The following is a 13732-nucleotide window of genomic DNA, read 5'->3' on the forward strand; positions in this document are numbered from 1 at the left end:
GGCCTCACCGCGGCGGTTTGAGCAGCAGGCCCTGTCCGGTCGGCAGCGCACAGACCTGCACTCCCAACGCGCCCGCCACCTCGTCCATGGCGATCCGCTGCTCATCGCGGCCACGGTTGGCGTAGTCGTCGAGCAATACCACCGCCCCTGGGGTGAGGCGGGGCCAGAAGTGGCGCAGCGCGGCGACTTCCGGTGGCGCGCAGTTCATGTCGATGTGCAGGTAGGCGACCCTGTCGGTGTCGACCTGGTCCAGCGTCTCGGGCACCGCACCCACGATGATGCGATGGTTACGCCACTGTGCGAAGTTCGCACGCACACCGTCGACCCCGTCGACGTACATGCCGTTGCGGACCAGCTGTTCACTGTGTTCGACGATGCCCGACTGGCGCTCCTCCTCGGTCACGTAGCGCGGATCGATCCCGGCGAACGTGTCGAGCAGATAGAACGTCTTGTCCAGCCGGTCCCAGTCGAGGTACTCCATGATGGCACTGCTCAGGAACCCGTAGCTGACACCGCATTCGACGAAATCGCCGTCCAGCTTGCTGGCGGTGGCGGCCGCCCACAACCCGACGTGGACCCGCCAGTGCCACTGGTACCAGTCCTCGTCACCGAGGGCGCGCGCACCGCGTTGATAGGCGCGTTGGAAATCCGGGTCGTCGATGAACGCGTAGCTGTTGAAACAGATCAGCCCGTCGTTGGAGTAGACCTTGGGCAACAGCTTGCGGGCCAGCCAGTACTCGGCACGGACGGCCCGCAACACCAGCCTTGTCGGCAATGAGAGTTTGCGCCCCACAATGCAAACCCTAGCACCGTCGCCGGCGCGCAGGCGCCCGGTGAATTGATGTGACATTCGGGCTTTTTCGCGTTCGAGACGGTTGCCGCGGCAATTCACACCGCCTGGCGGGCAGCGGCGAATCGCTCGAAGGCGTCCGCCGCCCGCGTGATGCTGTCGGCGGGGCGGGTGACCTGTCGCGCGATCTCGCGGGCTCGCGCGGCGTACCGCGGTTGCAGGATCCGGCGCAGATCCGACACCAGTGTGTCCCGCGTGGTGCTCGCGAAACTGCGGACGGTTCCGACCCCGAGGAGTTTCACCCTCGACGCCCAGATCGGCTGGGCGCCGTCTATCCACAACACCAGCGTCGGCACCCCGGCACGCAGGCTGGCCGCCAGGGTGCCGGCCCCGCCGTGGTGCACCACCGCTCGGCACAGTGGGAAGACCGCGGCGTAGTTGACCGTGCCCACGACCTTGACGTGGTCGTACTGCGGGACGTCGCGGTAGTCGCTCCACCCGGAGCACACCAGCGCCCGCTCCCCCAGCTCCGCGCACGCGGCGGCGATCATGCGCACGGTGTCCGACGGCGACTCGACCGGCATGCTGCCGAAACCGAAGCAGATCGGCGGCGTTCCCGCGGCGATCCAGTCGGTGACGGCGTCGTCGGCCATGGTCGGTTGGGCCATCGTCAGGGTTCCGACGAATGGCCGCTGGTCGGCCCACTGTTCCCACTCGGCGGCCAGCCCCGGGAAGCACACCGGTTCGTAGGCCTGGATCTCCAGGCCGCGCCGGGCGGCGATGCGGCGCGACACCGGCCGGGTTGCCCTCGGCAACCCGAGTTCCCGCCGCTGCGCGTCCTCCACCTTCCGGTTGAGCCGCCAGCCGATCCAGTCGTATGCCCACATCGCGAGCCGGGCCAACGGGGGCGGGAGCCGCCACAACAGCCGGCCGTTCACCCGGATGGGGGTGTTGTGCAGGGTGGCGAAGGGCACGTCGTGGTGTTCGGCGACGTTGGCCGCCACCTCCTGATAGCTCTGACCGGCGAGCACGGCATCGGCGCCGCCGATCAGCGAGTCGAGCGCTGAACTCATCTCCATCCAGGCCCGGTCGCTGGCCGCCCACATCTCCCGCCACAGCGCCCGCAGCCGACGGACGCGCCAGAACCCGTGGAAGAAGCAGGTCCAGAAATCCCGGTAGACGTCGAGCCAGGCCACGGTCTCCAAGCCGTACGGCACCGCCTCCAGACCGGCGGACTCGGCGAAGCCGACCAGATCCGGCGGCACCGCGATCCGGACGTCGTGCCCACGCCGCTGCAGCTCCCGGCCCACCGCGACGGACGGTTCCAGGTCACCACGGGTTCCATAGGCTGCCAGGACGAGTTTCATTGTCCCGTCAGTCCTTCCGCCACAGCACCCCGGTGCCGTCGATTTCCACGATGTCCTCGGTGATGCCGTGGGTCGCGCGGAAGTCCGTCACGGCCTGACGGCACCCGTCGATCGCGTGGTAGTCATCGATGATGCAGAATCCGCCCGGCGACAACCGGGCGTAGAGTCCGTCGAGCGCCTGGATCGTGGACTCGTACAGGTCACCGTCCAACCGCAGCACCGCGATCTGCTCGATCGGGGCCTTGTGCAGGGTGTCCTTGAACCAGCCCGGAAGGAAGCGCACCTGATCGTCGAGCAGGTTGTACCGCTCGAAGTTGGCCCGGACCTCCTCCTCCGACACCGCCAGGATCGGCGCCGCCAGGTGCAGCCGATCACCCTGATCGGCGCGGTACTTCTCGGCGTCCGGTGGCGGGACACCGGCGAACGAGTCCGCCAGCCACACACACCGTTCCTCATCGCCGTAGGCGGCCAGGACGGCCCGCATCAGGATGGACGCGCCACCCCGCCAGACACCGCACTCGACCAGGTCGCCCGGCACGTCGTCGCGGAGCACCGTCTCCACACACTCCTGCAGGCTGGTGAGCCGCTTCATGCCGATCATGGTCAACGCCTCGACCGGCCAGTCCAGGCCCAGGTCCCGCTTGTGTTTGTCGAACGGGCGTCTGCGCACCAGCATGAGGTTTCCGATCTTGAAAACGGGCCGGTGCAACCAGTTCCACCCCACCGGCACCAGTTCGTCGCTGCCGTATCTGGTCAGATCCCGGCGAAGCAGATCCAAATAGGCGGATCGGCTGTCACGGTCGGTCACAGTCACGAGGATCCCATCTCCTAAGCCGGTGAGTTTTGAGCTGAGCCTAACCGCCTCGGGGGACGGGGCCGTACCCCTCGTGGATATTCGATCTGTGTTGTGGCGGTTACGTTTTCAGGAATTCGCCGGTACTCGACGTGCAGGTGCGGATCTGGCGAACGGTTGCCCGGGCGGTTCCCGGTCACGATGAGGCGCTATCCCCGGTGCGCTTCGGGCTGGCAAATCACGCCCAGGTTCCCTTGCGGCCGTGCGCGAGTGCGACGCTCTCGTAGAGCGGTTTCATGAACCTGCGGGAGAACCGGTAGCGGATGTTGAACTGGCCGCGGAAGTCCTCCAGAGCGGTCCGGAAGCCGTGTTCACTCGCACGGAACTCGTCGAGCACCCGGTCCAGCACCGCGGGATCCCACGGTTCGTCGCGGGCCGCGGCCTGCAACGCCTCGTACACCACCGGCAGCCAGTCCGTGCCGAACGTTGCGGTGACCGGACCTGCTTCGCGCTGCCGCCGCAGACCGGGTTCGAGGAACTCGTCGATCTCCGGCGCACTGCCGGTGTTCAACTCGATCGGCAGGATCGCCGAGACCCGGGCCAGTTCCCGGCGCCAGTCCTCGAGGAGGTTCGGGTAGTCGACGAACACCCGCGGCAGCCCCCGGGTATCCCGTTCGGCCAGCAGGTTGTACTTCAACCACAACGCCCCGGACAGCTGCGGCGACGCCTTCATGAACTTCGACAGCGAGGCGTTGACCTCCCGCGGGTCGCGCACCGCGAGCACCGCGGCCACGTCGTATCCGGTGGCACGGGCGGCCGTGAACCAGGCGTCGCACAGCACCGAGATGTGCAGCACCTTGATCACCACCACCGGGGCGGCGGGCAGGGTGCGCAGATAGTCGGCGATCTTCCGGGTGAACGCCGCCTTCTCGGCCGGACTCACCGCACCGGGCTCCTGTAAGCGCAGGGTCGGGTCGAAATAGCTGCTGCCGTGCCGGTACAGGAACTGCTCGTTGATGTGCAGCGCCTTACGCGGCTCCCAATAGCCCCGCGGATTGCCGGCGTCCGCACCCAGCATTCCGGGCGGTAGGGCGGCGCCCGCGAGACCCAGGGCCCGGGTGAGCGCCGACGTTCCGGACCGGCCCATGCCCAGGACGAACAACAGCACCGGCCGCCTCGCGGCCACGGTGCCGCCCGGCGCGATCACCGGCCCTGCTCCGCTGCGGCGGCGACGGTTGACCCACGCAAGCAACACATCCCGGTCATCGACTCTCCATTTGGTTGGTATCACGGGTGCCACAGCTCGCCATGAAGTACCCCAGGTTTTGTTCCTAGTTGGTTGCGAGGGCCGGGGTTGGCTGGCTCGCGGGGTGTGAGGTGCCGGTGAGGGCGGCCTCGTACTCGGCTGGTGGGACGTAGCCGAGGGCTTCGTGCAGGCGTTCCTGGTTGTACCAGGCCACCCATCCGGCGGTGGCCAACTCGACGTCGTCGACGCTGCGCCAGGGTTTGCCGCGGTTGATTAACTCGGTCTTGTAGGCGGCGTTGACCGCTTCGGCGAGGGCGTTGTCATAGCTATCGCCGCGGGACCCCACCGAAGGGGCGATCCCGAGCTCGGCCAACCGGTCGGTGTATGTCAACGATAAGTATTGCGACCCTCGGTCGGAGTGATGGATCAACTCAGACAGGTCTGAGTCCGAGTGCCACACAGCATGATTGAATGCTTCCAGCGGTAGGTCCTCGGTGCGCATGCTGGCCGCGACTGCCCATCCCTTGATGGCTTTGGTGCAGGCGTCGGTGACGAACGCGGTGTAGCAGAACCCCTGCCAGGTCCGTACGAACGTGATGTCAGCAACCCACAGCCGGTCTGGGGCCTCAGCGCTGAACTGCCGGTTGACCAGATCAGCAGGCCGGCAGTGCGCAGGGTCGCTGATCGTGGTGAACACCGGCTTACCGCGCTGCACGCCGCGCAGGCCGGCTTTACGCATCAACCGGCGGGTCTGCTCGCGGCCGACCCGCCAGCCGCGGCGTTTCATGGCGTGATGCATCTTCTTGACGCCATAGACCGAGAAGTTCTGCTCGTGGACGGTGCGCAGCTCGGCGATGAGGAGTTCATCGCGCATCGCCCGCTCTGATGGCGGGCGGGCCTTGGCGGCCCGATAGCCCCGGGAGGTGAGGAAACCGGCGATTGCTGCCCGCAGAACACGGCAAATGAGCTCGACCCCGAACTGATCGCGATGCGCATCGATGAAGGCGATCATTTCGTCGCGGGGCGGTCGAGCTCCGCTGCGAAAAACGCGGACGCAGACTTCAAAATCTCGTTAGCTCTGCGCAATTCGGCGTTCTCGCGCTTGAGCTTGCGGATCTCGGCGTGCTCAGTGCTGGTCACGCCGGGGCGCTGCCCGGCGTCAATCTCGGCCTTGCGCCGCCACCGGCGCACCGATTCCTGCGATACACCAAGTTTGCTGGCTACAGACTTGATGGCCTCGAACTCAGAAACCCCTGAGTCTTCCATCGTGGTGTCCAACAACCGAAGCGCACGGTCACGAAACTCCGGCGAATACTTACGTGGCATGTTCCTGATCCTCCTATACGGATCGGAACAAAACCTGGGGTACTTCACCATGGCGATGTTCTCGACCATTCCGCCTTCCGATCAGTTCCGTGTTCGACGACCGTCCATTGCCGTTCATTATCACCGGTTTTGAGCACTTGACCAGCCGCGTTGCCGGACCCGACGCCGAATTACACGGCGAAACGTCAAGGTAGCGAATAAATTTGCTGCGACGTAAGCGAATGCTGCTCGGGATCCGAGGGAATCGCGAGCCGTCTGGCAATTTCCCGGCCGGTTTCTCTCCCACCCCGCTGCGACCCGGATGCGGCCGCCCGGTTCATCCGGACCGCGGCTTGTTCGTGGCTCGAGCCTGATCCACGTCCCGATCGGCGCGGACCGGATCCGGGCCGGCCGCCGTGGCGGGACCCTGGCGTTAAAGTGACCCAATGATGTGGAGTCGGTGTTCCGTCACCCGGACAGGTCCGGCACATCGCCGGGTTAGGGGATAAGGGCAGATATGCGCGGCATCATTCTCGCCGGCGGTTCCGGTACCCGCCTTCACCCGATCACGATGGGTGTCAGCAAGCAGCTGCTTCCGGTGTATGACAAGCCGCTCATCTACTACCCGCTGTCGACGCTGATCATGGCGGGTATCCGGGACATCCTGGTGATCACCACCCCGACGGACGCGCCGGCGTTCCAGCGGCTGCTCGGCGACGGCTCGGCGTTCGGTGTGAACCTGCGGTATGCCGAACAGCAGGAGCCCGAGGGGCTGGCCCAGGCCTTCGTGATCGGCGCCGATCACATCGGCGACGACACCGTCGCCCTGGCGCTCGGGGACAACATCTTCTACGGTCCCGGGCTGGGGACCAGCCTGCGCCGGTTCCAGAACGTCACCGGGGGAGCGATTTTCGCCTACTGGGTGGCCAATCCGTCCGCCTACGGCGTGGTCGAGTTCGGTCCCGACGGGAAGGCGGTGTCGCTCGAGGAGAAGCCGAAGGTCCCGAAGTCCAATTACGCCGTTCCGGGCCTGTACTTCTACGACAACGACGTCATCGAGATCGCCAGGTCACTGCGCAAGTCGGCGCGCGGCGAGTACGAGATCACCGAGGTCAACCAGATCTATCTGGAACGCGGGCAGTTGTCCGTCGAGGTGCTGGCGCGGGGAACAGCGTGGCTGGACACCGGAACGTTCGATTCCCTGCTCGATGCCAGCGATTTCGTCCGGACCATCGAACGCCGCCAGGGGTTGAAGATCGGCGCTCCCGAGGAGATCGCCTGGCGCGCCGGATTCATCGACGACGAACAGCTCGCCGCCCGCGCCAGGCAGCTGCTGAAGTCCGGATACGGGACATATCTGCTTGAACTTCTGGGCAGGGAACGGCGGGAGCCTTTCTGATCTGGTGCCGCCTCAGGCCCGGTGCGGAAAGAATTTTTCTGCACGCTGATGCGATTTCGGCGAATTCTCCCACCGCGCCGAAAGGCGGTTTTCCGGCGGCAACAGGTCGAATGACTGCACCCAGCACATTCCGTCATCGAATAGTCGCTGCCCGGAACGCTTTTGGCGAGTAACACGGGGATGCCGACGCCGGATATGGCTAGTAGGTTTGGGACGCAGATGCTTGGACCTGAGCTCGCATTCCGATTTCGGGGCTCAGGCGGGTTGACGGCCGACGTCGACACGGCCCGGCCCGGATTTCCGTCAGATGATCGGTGATGTGCAGGAAGTTTCGAGGAGGGGCAGATGTTCACAGCTTCATTGACCAGATTCGCCGCGGCGGCGGGCGGTATGGCCCTGGCTCTCACCGCGGGCGCCGGGCCGGCGGCGGCCCAGCCCGATTACGGCCCGATGGTCGACAGCCCGTGCACATTCGAACAGGCGATGGCCGCGGTGAACACCGAGAACCCCATGGCTGCGCGGTATCTGAACCAGTCACCGCCCAACATCCAGTTCCTGCAGGTGTTCCTGAGCTCGCCGCGCGAGGAGCGGGTGAGTTTGCTCAACCAGATCAAGGACAATCAAGGCGCTGATCAGGCGCTGCCGGTATTCCGGCAGATGTTGACCAGCTGCGTCAACTACTGATCCCGTCCGCGGTCGGATCCCCTGCGCAGCCGTTCACCCCGGTCCGGTCTCGTCGGCCGGCGGTGGGGCGGGTGGCTGGTAGGGGGTGTACCACCACCAGTCGGCGCGTTCGCCGGTGGGCCCGGTGCATGGCGCGACCTGGGGCGGGGGTCGGTCGGGTGGCCGGGCCAGCGATCCCGGGTGCAACCGGTCGCCGTCTCGGTCGGACACGGTGAGGTTGTCGGGAGTGTCGGAGATGGTGATCAGCCCCCGGTGATGCAGCCGGTGGTGATACCGGCAGACCAGTACCAGGTTGTCGAGGTCGGTGGGGCCGCGGTGTTCCCAGTGCCGGATGTGATGGGCATGCAGACCACGGGTGGCCCCGCAACCGGGCACCGCGCAGGTCCGGTGGCGGTATTCCAGGGCACGGCGCAGCCGACGGCTGATCTGCCGGGTGTGGCGCGCGGTTCGAGCTTGGTGGCGGTACGCAGCCGGCTGGCCATCGCATTACGGGCCAGCCGGGGGTAATGCTCATCGCCGCCCGGCCGACCGTGTCGGGCGATCACCCCGACCTGATCCAGCGACAACCGGCCGTCAAGCACGTCGCCGGTGCAGCGGGGCAGCTCATCCCATCACTGCGCGACGGCAACCGTGGTCTTGGCGTTCGCCGGTGATTCACCGGTTTTCCACGCCGGCGTCGTCGAACAGGCATTCCAGCACCGCGTGCACCGCCGGTGAGCGGTCGTCCCGTCGCCATGCCGCCCGGAGGTCGACATCGACGTCGGCCTCGGCTGCGCCCTCGAGCGGAACGAACACGACGTGCGGATCGGTGGCGTTGCGCGCCACCGACGCGAAGGTCAGATGGCAGCCGACCTGGGCGCTGACCAACGCCAGCGCGGTCTGGGTATCCGGTGCGATCTGAACGACTTCGGGCACAAAACCGTTGGCGTGCGCGAGCCGGCGTAACCGGTCCGGCAGCACCGATCCCTCATACGGCGGCAACGACACGAAGCTCTCCCCGGCCAACTCGCCGGCGGACACCCGTCCTCTGCCCGCGAGCGCATGGTCCTCGGGCAACGCGACCACCAGCTCGTCGCGCATCACGATCCGCGACGAGACGTCGGCCGGAATCAGATCCCAGCGCCCCAGGGCGATATCGGTCTCGCTGCGAACGAGTTTCTGCATCGCCGGTTGCGCGAAGTTCTGGCTGGACAACTCCAGCCGGATCCCCGGTCGCTGGGACCGCACCACCCGGGCCAGCCGGGCGACGTGCGGGTGTGTCGACATACCGGGGAATGTGATCCGCACGATCCCGGTCATCCTCTACACCTCGGGGACCACCGGCGCCCCGAAGGGCGCCCAGCTCACCCACTCGAACCTGTATCGCAACGCCCTCGCGTTCACCGGACTGTTCGGTCTGAACCGCACCGACGTGGTGCTGGGCACCCTTCCCCTGTTCCACGCGTTCGGCCAGAGCAACGCGCTCAACGCCTCGATCGCCGTCGGGGCGTGTGTCTCGCTGGTTCCGCGTTTCGACGCCGCGGCGGTCCTGCGCCTCATCGAGCGGCACCGGGTCACCGTGTTCGCCGGCGTCCCGACGATGTACACCGCGGTGCTGCAGGCCGAAGCCGGCCCGACGGACACGTCGAGCCTGCGGATATGCGTCTCGGGCGGGGCGCCGCTCCCGGTGGAGGTGTTGCGCGAATTCGAGAGCACCTTCGGTGCACAGATTCTCGAAGGACACGGGCTGTCGGAGACCTCACCGACCGCCTCCTTCAACCCGGCCGGCCGGACGAAACCCGGTTCGATCGGGCTGCCGCTCGACGCGGGTATCGAGATGAAGGTGGTGGACGGGGACGGCATCGAGGTGCCGACCGGCGACGTCGGTGAGATCGTCATCCGCGGTCACAACGTGATGAAGGGCTACTGGAACCGGCCCGACGAGACCGCCGCCGCGATCAACGACGGCTGGTTCCACACCGGCGACATGGCCGTCCGGGACGAAGACGGCTTCTTCTTCATCGTGGACCGGAAGAAGGACGTGATCATCCGGGGTGGCTACACGTCTATCCGCGTGAACTCGAGGAGGTCCTCTACGAACATCCCGCGGTGCGGGAGGCCGCGGTGATCGGGGTGCCACACCCGACCCACGGCGAGGAGGTCGCGGCGGCCGTGGCGCTACGCCGGGATGCGACCGCCACCGCGGAGGAACTGCGGGCCTTTGTGAAATCCCGGGTGGCGCCGTACAAGTACCCGCGTGTGGTCTGGCTGGTCGACGACCTGCCCAAGGGGCCGACCGGCAAGATCCTCAAACGCGAGATCGCGGTGAACGGTCTCACACCCGCGGTGGTTGATTTACCACGCACCGCTTGATTTACTGAACATAGCGCACCCGCCTGGTGCCGCCACCCATCGACAAGAGGAGTCATCCGGATATGTCGTATGTCGTCGACACCGTGAACAAGATCCACGAACTGCAACTGAAGGCCGTCGCCGACGGGCAGGACGCCGTGATCGACCTGCTGAGGAAGGCCAACGAGTACGCCGACCGCACCGCGGTCCCCGAGCCGTTGGGAAAGCTGGTCGAGCCGATCGAGGCCGTCGTGGGCAGCCCTGCCGAGTTGGCCCGGGCCTTCGCCGAGGTCAACCGGGAATGGGCGCAGGCCTGGCTCGACTTCCAGACCAAGGTCGCCGAGGCCCTCACACCGGCGACCGAGCCGGTGCGCGGTACCGGCGCCTGATCTGACACGCTGTCACGCGCCCAAGGTGATCGGGGGCCGGCCCGGGGGGGCTGGTCCCCGATCTGTTCGAGACGATCACCGGCGGATTCCGGGAGGTTGGCGAGAGGATGGGGTCGATGTCTGACGAGAAGTGGTTTCCGGGCAAGGCCACCATCGGCTCCTATATCCGTGCTCAACGCGAACTGTCGAAGATGTCCCTGCGTGAACTCGCCCGCATGTCGCAGGTGTCGAACGCGTATCTCAGTCAGATCGAACGCGGCCTGCACGAACCGTCGCTGCGGGTGCTGGCGGCCATCGCCGAAGCGCTGTCGCTGCCGCTCGAAGAACTCATGGCGCAGGCCCGCCCCGACTCCCGCCCCACCGACGGGACGACCCGGAGGACCGACGCGGTCGAGGCGGCGATCCGGGCCGAGTCGCGGCTGACGCAGGCGCAGAAGGAGGCGCTGCTCGCGGTGTACCGCAGCTATCTCGCCGAATCCGAAGGCTCGCAACAACCCGGCGACTAGCCAGGTCGGGCCGGAGCCCGCTACGCCCGGTCGGTCACCGGGGGCTCGGGCGGCAACATGAATCGACGGACCACCGGGCGCGGGCCGTCGGACCGGAGCAGACCACTCGCCGGACGCGGGCGCACCCGCTGCGGCCACCAGAACCACCGCCCGAGCACCGCCGCGATCGACGGTGTCAGGAAGGCACGCACGACCATGGTGTCGAACAGCAACCCGAGGCCGATCGTGGTGCCCACCTGCCCGATGATCCGCAGATCGCTCACCACCATGGACGCCATGGTCGCGGCGAACACCAGGCCGGCGACCGTCACCACCTTGCCGGTTCCGCCCATCGCCCGGATCAGACCGGTGTTCAGGCCGGCGCCCATCTCCTCCTTCATCCGCGACACCAGCATCAGGTTGTAGTCCGACCCGACCGCCAACAGGATTATCAGCGACATCGCGAGCACCATCCAGTGCAGGTTGATGCCGAATATGTACTGCCACACCAGCACCGACATCCCGAACGAGGCACCCAACGACAGCACCACGGTGCCGACGATCACCAGTGCCGCGATCGGGCTGCGGGTGAAGACCAGCATGATGACGAAGACCAGGCAGATCGCCGCGACACCGGCGATCCACAGGTCGTACTTGGAGCCTTCCTGCCAGTCCTTGGCGGTCGACGCGGCGCCGGCGAGATAGATGCGCGCATGCCCGAGCGGGGTGCCTTTGAGGGCTTCCTCGGCCGCGGTCAGGATGCGCTCGGTCCGCTCGATGCCCTCCGTGGTCGCCGGGGGTCCGCTGTGCGAGATGATGTAGCGGACCGCGTGTCCGTCGGGTGACAGGAAGAAGCCCATCGCCCGCTGGAAGTCCGGGTTGTCGAACACCTCCGGCGGCAGATAGAAGGTGTCGTCGTTCTGGGCCGCGTCGAACGCCCGCCCCATCGCGCTGGCCTCGCCACCCGACTCGTTCATCTGCGCGATCAGACCCGACATCGTGCTGTGCATGGTCAGCGTCATCGCGCGCATGGTCTTCATGCTCGCGATCATCGCCGGCATCTGGGCCAGCATCTGCGGCAGCAGGGCGTCCATCCGGTCCATGTACTCGACGAGGATCTCGAGCTGATCGTTGATCGTGTCGACACCGTCCATGGCGTCGAAGAGCGAGCGCAGCGCCCAGCAGATGGGGATGTTGTAGCAGTGCGGTTCCCAGTAGAAGTAGTTGCGGATCGGCCGGAAGAAGTCGTCGAAGATCGTGATGCTCCCCCGCAGATCGGACGCGATCTGTTGCAGCTCATGAGCTTTCCCGACCAGGCTGTGGGTGGTGTCGGCCATCTCGCGCATCACCTGATGCATGTGCTCCATCAGCGCGATGGTCTTCTCCATGTCCTCGGCCTGCTTGAGCATGTCGTCGATGCGGTCGGCCTGGAACTCGGTGACCTGTTCCTGGGCGGCGCTCTGCAGGCTGAGCAGGAACGGGATCGACGTGCTCTCCATCGGTGTGCCCTCGGGCCGGGTGATGGCCTGCACGCGGGACACCCCACGCACCGCGAAGATCGCCTTGGCGACCTTGTTCAGCACCAGGAAGTCCGTCGGGTTGCGCAGGTCCCGGTCGGCCTCGATCATCAGCAGTTCCGGCGTCATGCGGGCCTGTGAGAAATGTTTGTCGGCCACCGCGAACCCGACGTTGGCCGGGATGTCCGCTGGGATGTATTCGCGATCGTTGTAACTGGTCTGGTAACCGGGCAGGGTGACGAGCCCGACCAACGCGACCGCGAGGGATGCCGCCACGATGGGGACCGGCCAGCGCACGATCGCCGTGCCGATGCCCCGCCACCGGCGCACCCGCAGTTTGCGTTTGGGCTCGAGCAGGCCGAACCGCGTCGCCACCGCGACACCGGCGGGCACCACGGTCACCGCGACCGACACCGCCGCCAGCATCCCCAGGGCCGCCGGGACGCCCATGGTGTTGAAATACGGCAGCCGGGTGAAGCTGAGGCACAGGATCGCCCCGGCGATGGTCAGACCGGACGCCAGGACGACCGGGGTCACCCCGCGGAACATGGCGTAGTAGGCGGCTTCCGGATCCCTGCCGGCCTGACGCTCCTCCTGATACCGGCCGAAGTAGAAGATGCCGTAGTCGGTGCCCGCCGCGATCGCGAGGAACACCAACATGTTCACCGCGAAGGTGGACAGTTCCAGGACCCCGTTGTCGCCGAGATAGGCGACCAGCGCACGGGCCGCCCCCAGCTGGAAGCCCACCATCGTCAGCAGCAGGACCACCGTGATCACCGACCGGTAGACCAGCAACAGCATCGTGAAGATGACGATGACGGTCACGATGGTGATGGTCAGCACCGACCGGTTCCCGCTGGCCTGCATATCGCTGACCAGGGGTGCGGCGCCGGTGACGTAGACATCGACCCCCGGCGGCGGGTCGGACCGGTCGACGATCTCGCGGATGGCGGCCACCGATTCGTCGCCCATCGTGGTGCCCTGATTGCCGACCAGCGTCAACTGCACGTACGCGGCGCGGCCGTCCGGGCTCTGCACGCTGGACGAGGTGAGCCGGTCTCCCCACAGATCCTGGACGTTGGCGACGTGTGCGGTGTCCGCGCGCAGCGTTCGCACCAGCTCGGCGTAGTAGGCGCGCGCCTCCGCGCCGAGCGGGTCCCGGCCCTCCAGCACGATCATCGCGTAGCTGTCGGAGTCGGATTCCTCGAAGGTGCGGCCGATGTGCGCCATCGCCTGCGCCGACGGGGCGTCGGGCGGCATCAGCGAGACGGCGTTCTCCTCACCGACGCGTTCCAGCAGCGGCGCCGAGAAGGTGCCGATCAGAATCAGCACCAGCCAGCCGATGATGACCACCGGCGCGAAGGTGCGGACGGTGCGCGCGATGAACGGCCGTCCGGTGTCCGCCCGTGACTGCTCGAGACCCATG

At 66.8% G+C, this 13732-nt stretch carries 11 protein-coding genes, 2 pseudogenes and 1 other annotated feature; of the genes and pseudogenes, 5 read left to right on the forward strand and 8 right to left on the reverse strand.

Features of this window, described 5'->3' with window-relative positions:
• Window positions 1–4 precede the first annotated feature (4 nt).
• The 5 genes from CKW28_RS22950 to CKW28_RS22970 form a co-directional block, all read right to left on the reverse strand.
• Window positions 5–793 (reverse strand): class I SAM-dependent methyltransferase, encoded by a 789-nt coding sequence (locus CKW28_RS22950; RefSeq protein WP_050811928.1) that lies wholly within the window; start codon window positions 791–793, stop codon window positions 5–7.
• A gap of 95 nt (window positions 794–888) precedes the next feature.
• A complete protein-coding gene (locus tag CKW28_RS22955) occupies window positions 889–2157 on the reverse strand; it encodes a glycosyltransferase (protein ID WP_003924879.1) in 1269 nt (422 codons plus the stop codon).
• A 7-nt stretch (window positions 2158–2164) separates the two neighbouring features.
• Window positions 2165–2965 (reverse strand): TylF/MycF family methyltransferase, encoded by an 801-nt coding sequence (locus CKW28_RS22960; protein ID WP_003924878.1) that lies wholly within the window; start codon window positions 2963–2965, stop codon window positions 2165–2167.
• Between the two features lie 223 nt (window positions 2966–3188).
• Window positions 3189–4097: a sulfotransferase family protein gene (locus tag CKW28_RS22965; RefSeq protein ID WP_162292357.1), complete on the reverse strand. Its 909-nt coding sequence runs from the start codon at window positions 4095–4097 to the stop codon at window positions 3189–3191.
• A 184-nt stretch (window positions 4098–4281) separates the two neighbouring features.
• Window positions 4282–5522, reverse strand: a protein-coding gene (locus CKW28_RS22970; RefSeq protein ID WP_235653871.1) for an IS3 family transposase whose coding sequence is annotated in 2 segments (ribosomal slippage) — window positions 4282–5240 and window positions 5240–5522 — 1242 coding nt in all. Because the reading frame shifts where the segments join, the coding sequence is not laid out codon by codon here.
• Window positions 5130–5247 (reverse strand) — a sequence feature (AL1L pseudoknot). Its footprint overlaps the gene before it by 118 nt.
• A 496-nt stretch (window positions 5523–6018) precedes the next feature.
• Between CKW28_RS22970 and rfbA the strand changes: the two genes are divergently transcribed.
• Window positions 6019–6900 carry a glucose-1-phosphate thymidylyltransferase RfbA gene (rfbA, locus tag CKW28_RS22975; protein ID WP_003925537.1) on the forward strand — a complete coding sequence of 294 codons (882 nt, stop codon included), beginning with the start codon at window positions 6019–6021 and terminating at the stop codon, window positions 6898–6900.
• A gap of 345 nt (window positions 6901–7245) precedes the next feature.
• The gene (locus CKW28_RS22980; protein WP_040546950.1) at window positions 7246–7584 is read left to right on the forward strand and encodes a hemophore-related protein; all 339 of its coding nucleotides are present in this window, start codon (window positions 7246–7248) and stop codon (window positions 7582–7584) included.
• Between the two features lie 33 nt (window positions 7585–7617).
• Here CKW28_RS22980 and CKW28_RS22985 read toward each other — a convergent pair.
• Together CKW28_RS22985 and CKW28_RS24275 are read right to left on the reverse strand one after the other, a co-directional pair.
• Window positions 7618–8255: pseudogene (locus tag CKW28_RS22985) on the reverse strand (HNH endonuclease signature motif containing protein); the annotation flags it as partial.
• Window positions 8239–8883, reverse strand: a complete 645-nt coding sequence (locus CKW28_RS24275) for a LysR family substrate-binding domain-containing protein (RefSeq protein ID WP_308210510.1) — start codon at window positions 8881–8883, stop codon at window positions 8239–8241. The pseudogene CKW28_RS22985 and the gene CKW28_RS24275, both read right to left, overlap by 17 nt.
• Here CKW28_RS24275 and CKW28_RS22995 point away from each other — a divergent pair.
• From CKW28_RS22995 to CKW28_RS23005, 3 genes and pseudogenes are all read left to right on the forward strand, one after another.
• A pseudogene (locus tag CKW28_RS22995) lies at window positions 8879–9936 on the forward strand (AMP-binding protein); the annotation flags it as partial. The gene CKW28_RS24275 and the pseudogene CKW28_RS22995 sit on opposite strands and share 5 nt — an antisense overlap.
• Before the next feature lie 62 nt (window positions 9937–9998).
• Window positions 9999–10304, forward strand: coding sequence for a hypothetical protein (locus CKW28_RS23000; RefSeq protein ID WP_003925541.1), 306 nt, complete (start codon window positions 9999–10001; stop codon window positions 10302–10304).
• A gap of 116 nt (window positions 10305–10420) precedes the next feature.
• Window positions 10421–10810 carry a helix-turn-helix domain-containing protein gene (locus CKW28_RS23005; RefSeq protein WP_003925542.1) on the forward strand — a complete coding sequence of 130 codons (390 nt, stop codon included), beginning with the start codon at window positions 10421–10423 and terminating at the stop codon, window positions 10808–10810.
• Between the two features lie 20 nt (window positions 10811–10830).
• Here the strand turns inward: CKW28_RS23005 and CKW28_RS23010 are convergent, their stop codons facing one another.
• Window positions 10831–13731: an MMPL/RND family transporter gene (locus tag CKW28_RS23010; RefSeq protein WP_003925543.1), complete on the reverse strand. Its 2901-nt coding sequence runs from the start codon at window positions 13729–13731 to the stop codon at window positions 10831–10833.
• Window position 13732 lies beyond the last annotated feature (1 nt).

This window comes from Mycolicibacterium thermoresistibile, from assembly GCF_900187065.1.
In the GTDB taxonomy this organism is placed as follows: Bacteria; Actinomycetota; Actinomycetes; order Mycobacteriales; family Mycobacteriaceae; genus Mycobacterium; species Mycobacterium thermoresistibile.

Bases quoted from the DNA above. Each gene is read 5' to 3' on its own strand.
- CKW28_RS22955 (WP_003924879.1), bottom strand. From the start codon at position 2,157: ATGAAACTCGTCCTGGCAGCCTATGGAACCCGTGGTGACCTGGAACCG.
- CKW28_RS22965 (WP_162292357.1), bottom strand. From the start codon at position 4,097: ATGGGCCGGTCCGGAACGTCGGCGCTCACCCGGGCCCTGGGTCTCGCG.
- rfbA (WP_003925537.1), top strand. From the start codon at position 6,019: ATGCGCGGCATCATTCTCGCCGGCGGTTCCGGTACCCGCCTTCACCCG.
- CKW28_RS22980 (WP_040546950.1), top strand. From the start codon at position 7,246: ATGTTCACAGCTTCATTGACCAGATTCGCCGCGGCGGCGGGCGGTATG.
- CKW28_RS24275 (WP_308210510.1), bottom strand. From the start codon at position 8,883: ATGACCGGGATCGTGCGGATCACATTCCCCGGTATGTCGACACACCCG.
- CKW28_RS23000 (WP_003925541.1), top strand. From the start codon at position 9,999: ATGTCGTATGTCGTCGACACCGTGAACAAGATCCACGAACTGCAACTG.
- CKW28_RS23005 (WP_003925542.1), top strand. From the start codon at position 10,421: ATGTCTGACGAGAAGTGGTTTCCGGGCAAGGCCACCATCGGCTCCTAT.
- CKW28_RS23010 (WP_003925543.1), bottom strand. From the start codon at position 13,731: ATGGGTCTCGAGCAGTCACGGGCGGACACCGGACGGCCGTTCATCGCG.